Genomic DNA, 13,894 nt, shown 5'->3' with positions numbered 1-13,894 from the left:
AGGAGATCGCTGATATGACACGCGTGGGTTTCATCGGACTCGGCATCATGGGCGGCCCGATGGCCACCAACCTGGTCAAGGCCGGCTTCGACGTGATCGGCTACGACTACAGTCCGGCGCGCACCGAGGCGCTCGCGGCCAGCGGCGGCCGGGCGGCCGGTGGGCTCGTCGAGGTGGTCCGGGAGTCCGACGTGGTCGTCACGATGGTGCCCGACTCACCCGACGTCGAGGCGCTCGCCCTCGGCGACAACGGCATCCTCGCCACCGCCCGCCCGGGGCAGCTCTGGATCGACACGAGCAGCATCTCGCCCAAGACCGCGCAGGTCGTGGCCGAGGCGGCGAAGCCCTACCGCGTACGGGTGCTCGACGCGCCGGTCAGCGGTGGCGAACGGGGCGCGATCGAGGGCACATTGTCGATCATGGTCGGCGGCGACGCGGCCGACTTCGAGACCGCCCGTCCGGTGCTGGAGGTGGTCGGTGCCACCATCGTCCACGTCGGGCCGCACGGCTCCGGCCAGACCGTCAAGGCGGCCAACCAGCTGATCGTCGCCGGGACGATCGAACTCGTCGCCGAGGCGATCGTCTTCCTTGAGGCGTACGGGGTGGACACCGAGGCGGCGATCCGGGTGCTCGCCGGCGGTCTGGCCGGTAACCGGATCCTCGACCTGAAGGCGCCCGGCATGCTGGCCCGGCAGTTCGAGCCCGGCTTCCGGATCGACCTGCACCACAAGGACATGGGGATCGTCACCTCGGCGGCGCGGGAGGCCGGAGTGGTGATCCCGCTCGGTGCGGCGGTCGCCCAGCTCATCGCCGCGCTGAAGGTGCAGGGGCACGGTGGACTCGACCACTCGGCGCTGCTGAAGGTGGTCGAGCAGCTCTCCGGTCGTACCTCGGGCTGAGGTCGCCCCCGATGCCCCGCCGCGCGAAGATCGTCTGCACCCTGGGCCCCGCGAGCGCGACCCCGGATCGGTTGCGGGAGCTGGTCGGGGCCGGGATGGACGTGGCCCGGATCGACCTCGGCCACGGCACCCCGGCCCAGCACGCCTCGACCCACCGGCTGCTGCGCGAGGTCGCGGCGCGGGCCGGCCGCACCGTCGGCGTGCTCGCTGACCTGCGCGGGCCCCGGATCCGGTTCGGGCATCCGGCCACCGGTGCCGCGTTCACCGAGCAGCTCACCGCGGATCTGCGGTTCGTCCTCGGGCTCGGGGTGGACCTGGTGGCGCTCTCCGCCGTCGGCTCGCCCGAGGACGTCAAAATCGTCCGCGACGTGATGGACGGGTACGGGGTGCGGCGGCCGGTGCTGGCGAAGCTGGACACCCCGGCGGCGGCCCGCCACCTGGACGACATCGTCGCGGCCTTCGACGGGTTGGTGGTGGCCCGCGACGACCTCGGGATCGAGTTGCCGCTGGACGAGATACCCCTGATCCAGAAGCGGGCCATCCGTCGTTGCCGCGAGTTGGCGAAGCCGGTGCTGGTGGCCGCCCAGTTGCTCGACTCGATGGTCGAGCAGCCCCGGCCCACCCGGGCCGAGGCGTCGGATGTGGCCAACGCCGTCCTGGACGGCGCGGACGCGCTGCTGCTCGGGCCCGAGACCAGCGTCGGGGCGTTCCCGGTGCAGGCGGTACGGATGATGGCGCAGATCGTCGGCTCGGCCGAGGCGACCGCTTCGGCCCGGCGTACCGGATTCCGGATCGCGGCGGTCACCAACGTCGACGCGATCGCCGAGGCCGCCGCCGAGGTGGCCGAGTCGCTGGGGGTACGGGCGATCTGCTGTTTCACCCGCAGCGGCGCCACCGCCCGGCAGTTGGCCCGGCACCAGCCCGCCGTACCGCTGCTCGCGTTCAGCCCGGAGCCCGGCGTACCGGCGCAACTCGCGTTGACCTGGGGGGTGGAGACGTTCGGCGTGCCGGTGGTGTCGCACACCGACGAGATGGTGCACCACGTGCAGGACGTACTGCTGTCGCTGCCCCGGTTCCAGGTGGGCGACCTGGTGCTGATCGTGGCGGGCAGCCCGCCCGGCCGGCCCGGTTCGACGAACACCCTGCGCCTGCTCCACCTCGGTGACCGGGTTCTGGCCCGACCGCCCGGACAACCGTCGGGACCGGCCCGCCGCCCCGCGCCCCGCCCCGAACCCGTGTCCTGACCGTCCAATCGCCGCCCCATCCAGCCGCCGTACCGCCGCGTCCAGCCGACGTACCATCGCGCCCCGCGCTGCCGTAGGCCACGACACCGTAGGCCACGGCACCGTCGGCCGTCAGACCTCCGCGCCGGCGGTGGCGGGCAGGCGTACCCCGGTCCGGGTCGTTCCCCCGGCCGGTGCGGCGGTGCCGGGTCGGGACGGGTCGGCGACGGCCGGCACCGGTACGGGGTTTGCCGCCTCCGCGCCGGGCAGCGCGAGCAGTTCGACCTCGCCACCCGGCCAACCCGGCGGTACGACCGCCAGCGCGTGTGCCTCGGCCGCCCCCCAGAGCAGGCCGGGGCGGTCGTGGCCGACCGGGACCACTCCCGAACCGACCCGCGTCACCGGCACCAGCCGGGTGTCCCGGTCGAGCACCTTCACCGGTCCGGTCAGCCGGGCCGTCACCGGTGCCCGCTCCACGCGTCCGGCGAGCTGCCCGAGCAGCGGCGTGAGCAGGGTGAGCCCGGCGACGAGGGCCGCGTACGGGTTGCCGGGTAGGCCGATCACCGCGCGACCGTCCGCCATCGTGGCGAGCAGTTGCGGGTGGCCGGGCCGGCAGGCCACCCCGTGCACCCGGATCAGTGCCGTCAACGCCTCCAGGGCGGCGCGCAGGTGGTCGGCGGCGCCGACCGAGGTGGCCCCGCAGACCACCGTCAGGTCCGCGCCCGGCCGCCGGAGTGCCTCGACCAGCGCCGCCTTGTCGTCGGTCACCCGGACGGTCCAGGCGATCTCGCCGCCGGCGGCGTGCACCAGTCCGGGCAGCAGTGGGCCGATCGCGTCCCGGACCCGTCCCGGCGACGGCAGCCCGGCGGAGAGCAGTTCGGCGCCGGTGACCACCACCCCGACCCGGGGGCGGCGGAAGACGGTCAGCCGGTCGTGGCCGAGGCTCGCGGCCAGGCCGAGCAGTGCGGGCGTGACCAGGCTGCCGGCCGGTAGCACCTGCTCGCCGAGCGGGCAGTCGTCGCCGCGCCGCCGGATGTGCCGGCCGGTTTCGATCTCGCCGTGCACCCGGTCGGACCGGCACCGGGCCCGCTCGTACGGCAGGACAGCGTCCGCGCCGACGGGCACCAGGGCGCCGGTGGCGATCTCCACCGCGGTGCCGGGGCGCAGCGGGTCGACCGGGGTCGGGTCGCCGGCGAGCACCCGGCCGGTGACCCGCCACGGTCCGGTGCCGGCCACGGCGTACCCGTCCATCGCGGCGGCGTCGTAGGCCGGTAGTGGGGAGAGGGCCACCAGCGGTGTGGCCAGGGTGGCGCCGAGCGCGTCGGGCAGGGCGAGGTCGACCCGGCCGAGCGGGTCGCCGGCCGCCCGCGCGATCCGTCGGGCCTCGGGCCAGCCGGTGGTGTTCACGATCGGGTTTCCCGGCCGGGCCAGCTCTCGGCGAGGGTGACCAGCCGCGCGGCGGCCTCGGCGGGGTCGGCGCCCCGGCCCACCGCCACCCCGAGCAGGTAGGTGCTCAGTGGTGCCGCCGGTCGGGCCACCCCGTGTGCCACGTCGCGGGCCAGGTCCAGCACGAGGGCCTGGTCGAGGGTGCCGGGGTCGAGGCCGAGTTCGTCGAGCGCCCGGCGGTTCCAATCCTGCAACTGGCTCATCAGCGTCCCTCGTTGTCTTCCGGTCGGTTGCCGGCCGGCGGTTCCATCGTGCCCGACCCGGCGGGCCGAATCGATTGATCCTGGACAGTCGTACGTCGCTGGTAGACACTAGTGCACGTAACATACAGTATACAATGGCCGTCGTCCGGGGGTTCCCGACGCCCGGCCGCACCGTGACAGGTGGAGGTGCCAGGGATGCCGGACGCCAGGAATGCCGTTCCCGCACGGGAGGTACGTGACGTCTACGGGCGTCGCTACCGCGTCGGGGAGACCGACTTCGACCTGATGGGACGCTCACGCACCTGGATGCTCCGGCTGTGCTGGGCCTCGATGCTGGCGATCAGCCTGTTCCAGTACGGCTTCGGCGCCGCGATCCCGGCCCTGGTCCGGGCCAACGGCTGGACCCTCTGGGAGGCGTTCGCCGTACTGGCGGTCTGGATCGTCTGCCAGGCCGGCACGTCGCTGCCGGCGGTCTGGCTCTACCGGCGGGTCCGGGTCCGGCTCGCCGTACCGATGCTGGCCGGTGCCACGCTGAGCCTGGTCGCCCTGGTCACCCTCGGGCACAGCCGGGACCTGACCGGGGTGCTGCTCGGCTACTCGGTGCTCGGCGGGATCGGTGCCGGGCTGGTCTACCTGACCTGCATCGCCACCGTGACCGAGTGGTTCCCGGAGCGGACCGCGACCATGGTCGGCGTGGTCAGCGGCGCCTTCGGCTACGGCGCGATCCCGTTCGTCGTGGTCGCCGCGTACGCGCTGGGGCCGGAGAACCTGCCGGGGGTGCTGGACGGCACCGCGGTCGCCGTGTTCGTCGTGATCGCGGTCAGCGGGCTGCTGCTGCGCAAGCCGCCCCGGCACTGGTGGCCGGCGGACCTCGATCCGCAGCGGTGGGCGGTCGACCGCCGGCTCAACCGCAGCATCCCGAACAACATGCCCGCGATGCGGCCGTACTCGCCTCGCGCCGCCGTTCGCAGCGGGATGCTGCCGGTGATGTTCTTCCTGGTCGTGGTGACCGCCGCGATGGCCCTGTTCGACATCGCGTACCTGGTCGGCTTCGCCCACCACCGGGCCGGGCAGCCGGGGCTGATCGTCGCCTCGATCGGCGTACTGGCCGTCGCGACCGGGGTCGGCCGGGCGGTCACCAGTTCGCTCTCCGACCGGCTGGGCCGCCGCCGTACGCTCGGGCTGGCCCTGGCCGTCGGGGGAGTGGCCCAGTTCGGCCTGCTCGCCGCCGTGCAGGGCGAGCGGGTGGCGGCGGTGGTGGCGTTCGCCGGACTGGCCGGCGCGGGCACCGGCGCCGGATACTCTCTGCTGGTCAGCCTGGTACGCGACTGGTTCGGTGGCGAGGCGACCCTGCTGAACTACGGCATCGTCTACACCGGCAAGGTGGTCGGCGGGCTGGTGGGCATCGGGTTCGCCGGACTGGTGATCGGCACCCCCGGCGCGATCGCGGCGTTTGTCGCGGCTGGCTGTCTGGGGCTGTTCGGCGCACTGTTGACCAGCGGGATGCGGCAACCGGGACGGCCGACGCTGTCGGTCCTGCCCCGGCTGCGTCCCGACGAGCTGTGACCGGTCGGGCCCGGCGCACCGGGTCCGACCGGGTTTCCGGACCGACGATGGGTGGTGGCAGATGGGACGCGTGACAAGCCGACGTCGCGTGGTGCGGGTGGTCGACGGGACCGTCTCCGAGCCGATGGACACGCTGGTGGCCGAGGAACCGCTGGAGATCAGGGTCAACGGGCGGGCGCTCACCATCACCATGCGTACGCCGGGCGACGACTTCGACCTGGCCGCCGGGTTCCTGGTGAGCGAGGGCGTGGTGCAGCGGGGCGAGCACGTCGCCGGGATCCGCTACTGCGCCGGGGCGACCGACGACGGCGTGAACACGTACAACGTGGTCGACGTGGTGCTCGGCGCCGGGGTGCCGGCACCGGATCCGTCGCTGGAGCGCAACTTCTACACCACGTCCTCCTGCGGGCTCTGCGGCAAGGCCAGCCTGGACGCGGTGCGTACCACGGCGGCCTGGTCGGTCGCCGAGGATCCGTTCCGGGTCACCCCGGACCTGGTGGCGAGCCTGCCCGACCGGCTGCGCGCGGCGCAGCGGGTGTTCGACCGTACCGGTGGGCTACACGCCGCCGGGCTGTTCGACGCCGCCGGGCAGTTGCTCTGCCTGCGTGAGGACGTCGGCCGGCACAACGCCGTCGACAAGGTGGTCGGCTGGGCGCTGCGGTCCGGGCGGGTGCCGCTGCGCGGCACGTTGCTGCTGGTCAGCGGCCGGGCCTCGTTCGAACTGGTGCAGAAGGCGGTGATGGCCGGGGTGCCGGCGCTGGCGGCGGTGTCGGCGCCGTCCTCGCTCGCGGTCGACCTCGCGGCGGATTCGGGACTCACCCTGGTCGGGTTCCTGCGCGGCGCGTCGATGAACGTCTACACCGGCGCGCACCGGCTGGGGCTCGCCGACCGCGCGCCGACCGCCGACGCACTGTCCTGACCACCGGTACGCCCGACAAGCGTCGGTACGACCGCCTCCCGGCCTCCCCTCGGACGAGTGGGGAGGCCGGGAGTTCCCGTCGCTATCGGCTGGCCAGCCGGGACAGCAGCGTCTCGCGCATCAGCCGGGCGGTCTCGGACGGTGTCCTGCCCACCCGCACCCCGACCGCCTCCAGCGCCTCTTTTTTCGCTGCGGCGGTGCCGGACGAGCCGGAGACGATGGCGCCGGCGTGCCCCATGGTCTTGCCCTCGGGGGCGGTGAAGCCGGCCACGTAGCCCACCACCGGCTTGGTGATGTGGGCGGAGATGTACTCCGCGGCCCGCTCCTCCGCGTCGCCGCCGATCTCGCCGATCATCACTATCGCGTCGGTCTCCGGGTCGTCCTCGAACGCCTGGAGGCAGTCGATGTGGGTGGTTCCGACGATCGGGTCGCCGCCGATGCCGACGCAGGTGGAGAAGCCGAAGTCGCGTAGCTCGTGCATGAGCTGGTAGGTCAGGGTTCCGCTCTTGCTGACCAGGCCGATCCGCCCCCGTCCGGTGATGTCGGGCGGGATGATGCCGGCGTTGGACTGTCCGGGACTGATCAGGCCGGGACAGTTCGGGCCGATGATCCGGGTCCGGTTGCCGGTCGCGCACGCGTACGCCCAGAACGCGGCGGTGTCGTGCACCGGGATGCCCTCGGTCAGGACGACGACCAGGGCCAGTTGTGCGTCGATCGCCTCGACCACCGCGGCCCTGGCGAACCGGGGCGGCACGAAGACGACCGAGGTGTCGGCACCGGTGGCGGCGACCGCCTCGGCGGTGGTGTTGAACACCGGGATGCCGTCGACCCGCTGACCGCCCTTGCCGGGGGTGACCCCGGCGACGATGTTCGTGCCGGCGGCGACCATCCGCCGGGTGTGCTTCGTGCCCTCGGTCCCGGTGATGCCCTGGACCAGCACCCGGCTGGCGTCGGTGAGGAAGATTGCCATCGCTGTCATGCCCCCTTGGCGGCGAGTTCGGCGGCGAGGCGGGCCGCGCCGTCCATCGTGTCCACGGTCCGTACGCAGTCCAGGGCGGCGCTGGTGAGGATCTGCCGGCCCTCCTCGGCGTTGTTGCCGTCCAGTCGCACCACCAGCGGCTTGGTGATCTTCGCGCCGTCCCGGGTGAGCAGTTCGATCGCCTGCACGATGCCGTTGGCGACCGCGTCGCAGGCGGTGATGCCGCCGAACACGTTGACGAAGACGCTGCGTACGGCGGGGTCGCCGAGGATGATCTCCAGCCCGTTCGCCATCACCTCGGCCGAGGCGCCGCCGCCGATGTCGAGGAAGTTGGCCGGTTTCACCCCGCCGAACTCCTCCCCGGCGTACGCGACCACGTCGAGCGTGCTCATCACCAGGCCGGCACCGTTGCCGATGACGCCGACCTCGCCGTCGAGCTTGACGTAGTTCAGGTCCTTGTCGGCGGCGAGGGCCTCCAGCGGGTCGGCCGCGGCGGTGTCGACGAACCCGGCGTGCGCGGGGTGCCGGAACCGGGCGTTGTCGTCCACGGTGACCTTGCCGTCGAGGGCGCGTACGGAGCCGTCGGCCAGCCGCGCCAGCGGATTGATCTCCACCAGCGTCGCGTCCTCCTCGGTGAACACCGTCCAGAGCCGGACCAGCACGTCCCGTACGCCGTCGTGCACCTCGGGCGGGAGGTTGGCGTCGACGCAGAGGCGGGTGGCGATCTCGGTGGTCACGCCCTCGGCGGGGTCGATCGGCAGCCGGATCAACGCATCCGGTTTCTCCACCGCCACCTGTTCGATCTCCATTCCGCCCTCGCGGGACACCATGGCGAGGAACGAGCGGTTGGACCGGTCGAGCAGGAGCGAGACGTAGTACTCGTCGGCGATGTCGCTGGCCTCGGTGACCAGCACCTTGGCGACGGTGTGTCCCTTGATGTCCATGCCGAGGATGGCACCCGCCGTCTCGTACGCCGAATCCGGGCCGTCGGCCAGCTTGACGCCGCCGGCCTTGCCCCGGCCCCCGGTCTTCACCTGGGCCTTCACCACGACCCGGCCGCCGATCTCGGCGGCGGCCGCGCGGGCCTGTTGCGCGGTGGTGGCAACGCGGTACCTACCCACAGGTACGCCGTGTTTGGCGAAAAGGTCCTGTGCCTGGTGCTCCAACAGATCCACTGAGGGCCTCCCTCTTTTGACCTTCACCGGTGGTGGCGCCCGGTCGAGTGCGGGACGGTCGCGGACTCCGAGCGGGCATGGTCCATCCGCGAACCGCGAGTCGAGGCGGTTTCCGAAGGTTCACCGAATTCGGTCTGCTACCCCCTAGACACCCCGCTGTTACATGGGCCACGATATTGCCTACCCCATACGGTATGCAATCCCCGAGACGTGGAGGGTGCTGATGGCTCGACGATCAGCCCCGGACCTGCGAAACGCAGACCTCGGGTCTGAATCCCTGATCAGCAACACGTGGCGGGTCACGTACAGGAGGTCGGCTCATGGGTAAGGCACTGGAGGGCATTCGCGTCCTCGACATGACACACGTGCAGTCCGGTCCCTCGTCCACACAGATCCTGGCGTGGATGGGCGCCGATGTCATCAAGTTGGAGGCACCCGGCACCGGGGACATCACCCGTGCCCAGCTCCGCGACCTGCCGGGCGTGGACAGTCTCTACTTCACGATGCTCAACTCCAACAAGCGCAGCATCACGCTCAACATGAAGAGCGAACAGGGCAAGGAGATCTTCACCTCACTGGTGTCCGGGGTGGACATCCTGGTGGAGAACTTCGGGCCCGGTGTGGTGGAACGCTTCGGCTTCCCCTGGGAGCGGCTACAGGAGATCAACCCCGGCCTGGTCTACGCCTCGATCAAGGGCTTCGGACCCGGCCGCTACGCCAACTTCAAGGCGTACGAGGTGATCGCCCAGGCGATGGCCGGCTCGATGAGCACCACCGGCTTCGAGGGCGGCCCGCCGACCGCCACCGGCGCCCAGATCGGCGACTCCGGCACCGGCATCCACCTGGTCGCCGGCATCCTCGCCGCGCTGTACCAGCGCACCAACACCGGCCGTGGCCAGCGGGTCCAGGTCGCCATGCAGGACGCGGTGCTCAACCTGTGCCGGGTCAAGCTGCGCGACCAGCAGAGGCTGGTGCACGGGCCGCTGGGGGAGTACCCCAACGAGCAGTTCGGCGACGAGGTGCCGCGCTCCGGCAACGCCTCCGGCGGCGGACAGCCCGGCTGGGCCGTGCGCTGTGCACCGGGCGGACCGAACGACTACATCTACGTGATCATCCAGCCAGTGGGCTGGAAACCGATCACCGAGCTGATCGGCAAGCCCGAACTCGCCGACGACCCGGCCTGGAACACCCCGGCGGTACGCCTCGCGAAACTCGACAAGGCCTTCGCGCTGATCGAGGAGTGGACCGAGAAGCACACCAAGTGGGAGGTCATGGAGAAGCTCAACGCCCACAACATCCCCTGCGGACCGATCCTGTCGACCAAGGAACTGATCGAGGACACCACCCTTGCCGAACTGGGCTCGGTGGTCGAGGTCGAGCACCCCGAGCGGGGTGTCTACAAGACCGTTGGCAACCCGATCAAGCTGTCCGACTCGACCGTCGAGATCGAGCGTTCGCCCCTGCTCGGTGAGCACACCGCGCAGGTCCTCGGTGAACTCGGCTACGACGAGCGGCAGGTCGCCGACCTGCGTACCGCCGGTGTGATCTGACCATCCCGCCGCTGTCCACCGTCCGCCGCGACCGGCGGAGCAATCGGTCCGAAGGAGAGACGAGGAAATGCCAGACAACGCAACCAGCTACGACCGCGAGGCGGTACGCCGGGTCCTGGACCAGGTCCGTGCCGAGGGCCGTGACTCGCTGACCGCGCCCGAGGGTCGGCTGGTGGTCGAGGCGTACGGGATCGCCACCCCCGGCGAGGGGCTGGCCACCAGCGCCGACGAGGCGGTGACCCTGGCCGGGCAGATCGGTCTGCCGGTGGTTCTGAAGATCGTCTCACCGGACATCCTGCACAAGACCGAGGCCGGCGGCGTGCTGGTCGGGCTGAAGACGCCGGCCGAGGTGGCGGACGGCTTCCAGACCATCCTCGACAACGCGAAGGCGTACCGGGCCGACGCCCGGATCGTCGGGGTCCAGGTGCAGCAGCTGCTCACCACCGGCCACGAGGTGATCGTCGGCACCGTCACCGACGAGACCTTCGGCAAGGTGGTCGCGTTCGGGCTCGGCGGTGTGCTGGTCGAGGTGCTCAAGGACGTGACCTTCCGGCTCGCCCCGGCCGACCACGAGACCGCGCTGTCGATGATCGACGGCATCGCCGCGGCCGAGATCCTGCGCGGCGTACGCGGTGCCGAGCCGGCCAACCGGGAGGTGCTCGCCGGATTGATCCAGCGGCTGTCCGACCTGGTCACCGACTTCCCGGAGCTGGCCGAGGTCGACCTCAACCCGGTGCTGGCCACCTCGACCGGTGCGACCGCGGTGGACGTCCGGATCCTGATCGACGACAACGCGGCCAGGACGCCGGAGCGGTTCTCCGAGGAGGAGATCCTGGCCAGCATGAACCGGATCATGCGGCCGGCCGCGGTCGCCGTGATCGGTGCCTCCGCCGAGGCCGGCAAGATCGGCAACTCGGTGATGAAGAACCTGGTCAACGGCGGCTACCAGGGCGAGATCTACCCGATCAACCCGAAGGCCGACGAGATCCTGGACCGCAAGGCGTTCCGCAGCATCAGCGACGTACCCGGACCGGTGGACGTCGCGGTCTTCGCCATTCCGGCGAGGTTCGTGCCGCAGGCACTGGAGGAGGTCGGCGCCAAGGGCGTGGCCGGGGCGATCCTGATCCCGTCCGGCTTCGGCGAGACCGGCAACCACGAACTCCAGGACGAGGTCGTGGCGATCGCCCGCCGGCACGGCGTACGCATCCTCGGGCCGAACATCTACGGCTACTACTACACGCCGGAGAACCTCTCGGCGACCTTCTGCACCCCGTACGACGTCAAGGGTGGGGTGGCCCTCTCCTCGCAGAGCGGCGGCATCGGCATGGCGATCCTCGGCTTCAGCCGGTCCGCCAAGATGGGTGTCTCCTCGATCGTCGGCGTCGGCAACAAGGCCGACATCGACGAGGACGACCTGCTGACCTTCTTCGAGACCGACCCCAACACCCAGCTCATCGCCATGCACCTGGAGGACCTCAAGGACGGGCGGGCCTTCGCCGAGACCGCCAAGCGGGTGTCGAAGACCAAGCCGGTGCTGGTGCTCAAGGCCGGTCGGACCGCCCAGGGCGCCAAGGCCGCCAGCTCGCACACCGGCGCGCTCGCCGGCAACGACAAGGTGTACGACGACATCCTGCGCCAGAGCGGCGTGATCCGCGCCCCCGGCCTCAACGACCTGCTCGAATACGCCCGCGGCATTCCGCTGCTGCCCACCCCGCAGGGCGAGAACGTCGTCATCATCACCGGTGCCGGCGGCTCGGGCGTGCTGCTCTCCGACGCCTGCGTCGACAACGGTCTGCGCCTGATGGAGATTCCGTCGGATCTCGACGAGGCGTTCCGCGCGTTCATCCCGCCCTTCGGCGCGGCCGGCAACCCGGTGGACATCACCGGCGGCGAACCGCCGTCGACCTACCGGAACACCATCGCGCTCGGCCTGTCCGATCCCCGGATCCACGCGCTGATCCTCGGCTACTGGCACACCATCGTCACCCCGCCGATGGTCTTCGCTGAGCTGGTGGTCGACGTGGTCGAGGAGTTCCGGGCCAAGGGCATCCACAAGCCCGTCGTCGCCTCGCTCGCCGGCGACGTGGAGGTCGAGCAGGCAAGCGAGCACCTGTACCGGCACGGCATCGTGGCCTACCCGTACACCACGGAGAAGCCGGTCGCCGTGCTCGGCGCGAAGTACCGCTGGGCCCGGGCCGCAGGGCTCGTCGGCGTCGACCCGAGCACCGGCGGCTGATCCGAGAAGACCCGCGGCACACCGGTCTTGCCGAGGGGAAACCTGCGACAGCGACCGCTCCCGCGGCCAGGAGGCGAACAGGACATGACGTCGGGGTCTGGGTCCGTCCCCCAGACCCCCCAGCCACTAGGTCCCGAGGAGGTCCAACGTGGACGCTTCAAACATTCCCGGCCCCCACCCCCAGGGGGGCGGCGCCACCGCTCCACCCGGCACCACCGCATCCATCCCGGCAGCCAATCCCGGCGAGCAACGCGTCTGGCGGGCCGGCGGCCTCGAACCAATGCCGATCCGGGAGTTGCCGGACGCACCCCCCTCCATCCACCTGCTCGGCCCCACCGTGTTCCTCGTCGCGCTCGGCGTCGGCATGGGCGAGTCGTACATGTGGCCCCGACTGGTCCTGGTCTTCGGGCCGGAGATCCGTTGGCTGTTCCTGATCGGCGTCACCCTCCAGGCGTTCGTCATGCTGGAGATGGCCCGGTACGCGATGGCCACCGGCGAGAGCATCTTCTTCGGCGCCGCCCGGGTGTTCAAACCACTGATGTGGTTCTTCTTCGGGGTGGCGATCCTGGTCTACATCTGGCCGGGTCACCTCTCCACCGGTGCCGCCGCCTTCGAGGAGGTGACCGGCATACCCTGGGTGGTCACCTCCTGTATCGGCCTGATCGTGGTCGGCATCCTGTTCAGCCTGGCGTCGGTGATCTACCCCCTGCTGGAGAGCCTGCTGGGCATCCTGATCGGCGTACTCGTGGTCGGCACCGCCGTGGCGGCCTCGATGGTCGGCCGGTTCAGCGACGTCACCTCGACGCTCAGCGGCATGTTCCACTTCGGTTACCTGCCCGACGAGGCGATGTCGGCGGCCTGGTTCCCGGTGCTGGTCGGCGCGGTCGCGTTCGCCGGACCGTCCGGCATGCAGCAGATGTGGTACACGCTGCACCTGCGGGACTCCGGCGCCGGCATGGGCGCGCACATTCCGAGGATCCGCGGGCTGCGGTCGGCGGGCGAGGAAGAGGTCATGCCCTCGCGCGGGTTCATGTTCGACACCGACAACCCGGCCGAGATGCGCAAGTGGCGGGGTTGGCGCAAGTGGGTGACCTTCGACGCGATCCTGCTCTTCTGGGGCATCACGATGCTGGTCACCATCTCGTTCACCGTGCTGGCCCAGACCGCGGCGCGGGAGAGTCCCAACGTCGCCGGGCTGATCCGCGACGGTGACCGGGAGGTCGCCCTGACCGCGATGGCGGACGCCTTCGCCTCGGCCGGTGCGCCGGTGCTGCGCGGTATCTTCCTCGGTTTCATCGCGCTGATCGGTCTCAACGCCACGCTCGGCCTGTTCGACTCGTTCTCACGCGGCCAGGCCGACATGAGCTACCACTTCATCCGCGGGGCGAAGCGCTTCGGCATGTCGAAGCTCTACGCCGGCTTCCTCTGGGGCGTCATCACGTTCGGAATCCTGATCCTGCTGTTCGGCCCCGCCGACGGTCCGGGCGCGATCCTCGACGTGCTGGCCTTCCTGTCCACCTTCGCCATGGGTACGTACTGCGTGGTGCTGCTCCTGGTGAACAACCGGATGCTGCCCAAACCAATCCGACCCGGCGTGCTACAGAATCTGATCATCGGGTTCGGTGCGGTGTTCTACCTGGGCATGCTGGTCTACAGCCTCATCCGGTTCGGCGTGGTAGTGGGCTGAGATGACTGCCA

The 13,894-nt window shown here is 71.0% G+C and carries 11 protein-coding genes; 7 read left to right on the top strand and 4 right to left on the bottom strand.

The window, feature by feature from the left end:
• Window positions 1-14: 14 nt before the first annotated feature.
• Window positions 15-899 (top strand): 2-hydroxy-3-oxopropionate reductase, encoded by an 885-nt coding sequence (locus OG792_RS17390; protein ID WP_329110838.1) that lies wholly within the window; start codon window positions 15-17, stop codon window positions 897-899.
• Between the two features lie 11 nt (window positions 900-910).
• On the top strand, window positions 911-2,143 hold the full coding sequence (locus OG792_RS17385; protein WP_329110836.1) for a pyruvate kinase: 1,233 nt from the start codon (window positions 911-913) through the stop codon (window positions 2,141-2,143).
• Window positions 2,144-2,254: 111 nt separating this feature from the next.
• Here the strand turns inward: OG792_RS17385 and OG792_RS17380 are convergent, their stop codons facing one another.
• Window positions 2,255-3,529: a molybdopterin molybdotransferase MoeA gene (locus tag OG792_RS17380; protein WP_329110835.1), complete on the bottom strand. Its 1,275-nt coding sequence runs from the start codon at window positions 3,527-3,529 to the stop codon at window positions 2,255-2,257.
• Complete coding sequence (locus OG792_RS17375; protein ID WP_442932481.1) at window positions 3,526-3,774, bottom strand: DUF6457 domain-containing protein; 249 nt, start codon at window positions 3,772-3,774, stop codon at window positions 3,526-3,528. Before OG792_RS17375 ends, OG792_RS17380 begins: the two co-directional genes overlap by 4 nt.
• 192 nt (window positions 3,775-3,966) lie before the next feature.
• On the opposite strand from OG792_RS17375, the gene OG792_RS17370 reads away from it, so the two are divergent.
• On the top strand, window positions 3,967-5,337 hold the full coding sequence (locus OG792_RS17370) for an MFS transporter (protein WP_329110833.1): 1,371 nt from the start codon (window positions 3,967-3,969) through the stop codon (window positions 5,335-5,337).
• Window positions 5,338-5,398: 61 nt separating this feature from the next.
• Window positions 5,399-6,256, top strand: coding sequence for a formate dehydrogenase accessory sulfurtransferase FdhD (fdhD, locus tag OG792_RS17365; RefSeq protein WP_329110831.1), 858 nt, complete (start codon window positions 5,399-5,401; stop codon window positions 6,254-6,256).
• 82 nt (window positions 6,257-6,338) lie between these two features.
• Here the strand turns inward: fdhD and sucD are convergent, their stop codons facing one another.
• Both sucD and sucC read right to left on the bottom strand, forming a co-directional pair.
• Window positions 6,339-7,226, bottom strand: a complete 888-nt coding sequence (gene sucD, locus OG792_RS17360; RefSeq protein ID WP_329111307.1) for a succinate--CoA ligase subunit alpha — start codon at window positions 7,224-7,226, stop codon at window positions 6,339-6,341.
• Between the two features lie 5 nt (window positions 7,227-7,231).
• Window positions 7,232-8,410 (bottom strand): ADP-forming succinate--CoA ligase subunit beta, encoded by a 1,179-nt coding sequence (gene sucC / locus OG792_RS17355; protein WP_329110830.1) that lies wholly within the window; start codon window positions 8,408-8,410, stop codon window positions 7,232-7,234.
• Between the two features lie 320 nt (window positions 8,411-8,730).
• Here sucC and frc point away from each other — a divergent pair, with 320 nt between their 5' ends.
• From frc to OG792_RS17340, 3 genes are all read left to right on the top strand, one after another.
• Complete coding sequence (frc, locus tag OG792_RS17350) at window positions 8,731-9,960, top strand: formyl-CoA transferase (protein ID WP_329110828.1); 1,230 nt, start codon at window positions 8,731-8,733, stop codon at window positions 9,958-9,960.
• A gap of 67 nt (window positions 9,961-10,027) precedes the next feature.
• Window positions 10,028-12,196 carry an acetate--CoA ligase family protein gene (locus OG792_RS17345; protein WP_329110827.1) on the top strand — a complete coding sequence of 723 codons (2,169 nt, stop codon included), beginning with the start codon at window positions 10,028-10,030 and terminating at the stop codon, window positions 12,194-12,196.
• Window positions 12,197-12,344: 148 nt separating this feature from the next.
• Window positions 12,345-13,883 carry an Nramp family divalent metal transporter gene (locus OG792_RS17340; RefSeq protein WP_329110825.1) on the top strand — a complete coding sequence of 513 codons (1,539 nt, stop codon included), beginning with the start codon at window positions 12,345-12,347 and terminating at the stop codon, window positions 13,881-13,883.
• Window positions 13,884-13,894: the final 11 nt, after the last annotated feature.

The sequence above is a fragment of the Micromonospora sp. NBC_01699 genome, from assembly GCF_036250065.1.
Taxonomy (GTDB): Bacteria; Actinomycetota; Actinomycetes; order Mycobacteriales; family Micromonosporaceae; genus Micromonospora_G.
The sequence above is the reverse complement of the archived record's forward strand: the minus strand, read 5'-3'. Positions and strand labels throughout refer to the sequence as shown.

Bases quoted from the DNA above. Each gene is read 5' to 3' on its own strand.
- OG792_RS17370 (WP_329110833.1), top strand. From the start codon at position 3,967: ATGCCGGACGCCAGGAATGCCGTTCCCGCACGGGAGGTACGTGACGTC.
- OG792_RS17390 (WP_329110838.1), top strand. From the start codon at position 15: ATGACACGCGTGGGTTTCATCGGACTCGGCATCATGGGCGGCCCGATG.
- OG792_RS17345 (WP_329110827.1), top strand. From the start codon at position 10,028: ATGCCAGACAACGCAACCAGCTACGACCGCGAGGCGGTACGCCGGGTC.
- fdhD (WP_329110831.1), top strand. From the start codon at position 5,399: ATGGGACGCGTGACAAGCCGACGTCGCGTGGTGCGGGTGGTCGACGGG.
- OG792_RS17385 (WP_329110836.1), top strand. From the start codon at position 911: ATGCCCCGCCGCGCGAAGATCGTCTGCACCCTGGGCCCCGCGAGCGCG.
- sucD (WP_329111307.1), bottom strand. From the start codon at position 7,226: ATGGCAATCTTCCTCACCGACGCCAGCCGGGTGCTGGTCCAGGGCATC.
- frc (WP_329110828.1), top strand. From the start codon at position 8,731: ATGGGTAAGGCACTGGAGGGCATTCGCGTCCTCGACATGACACACGTG.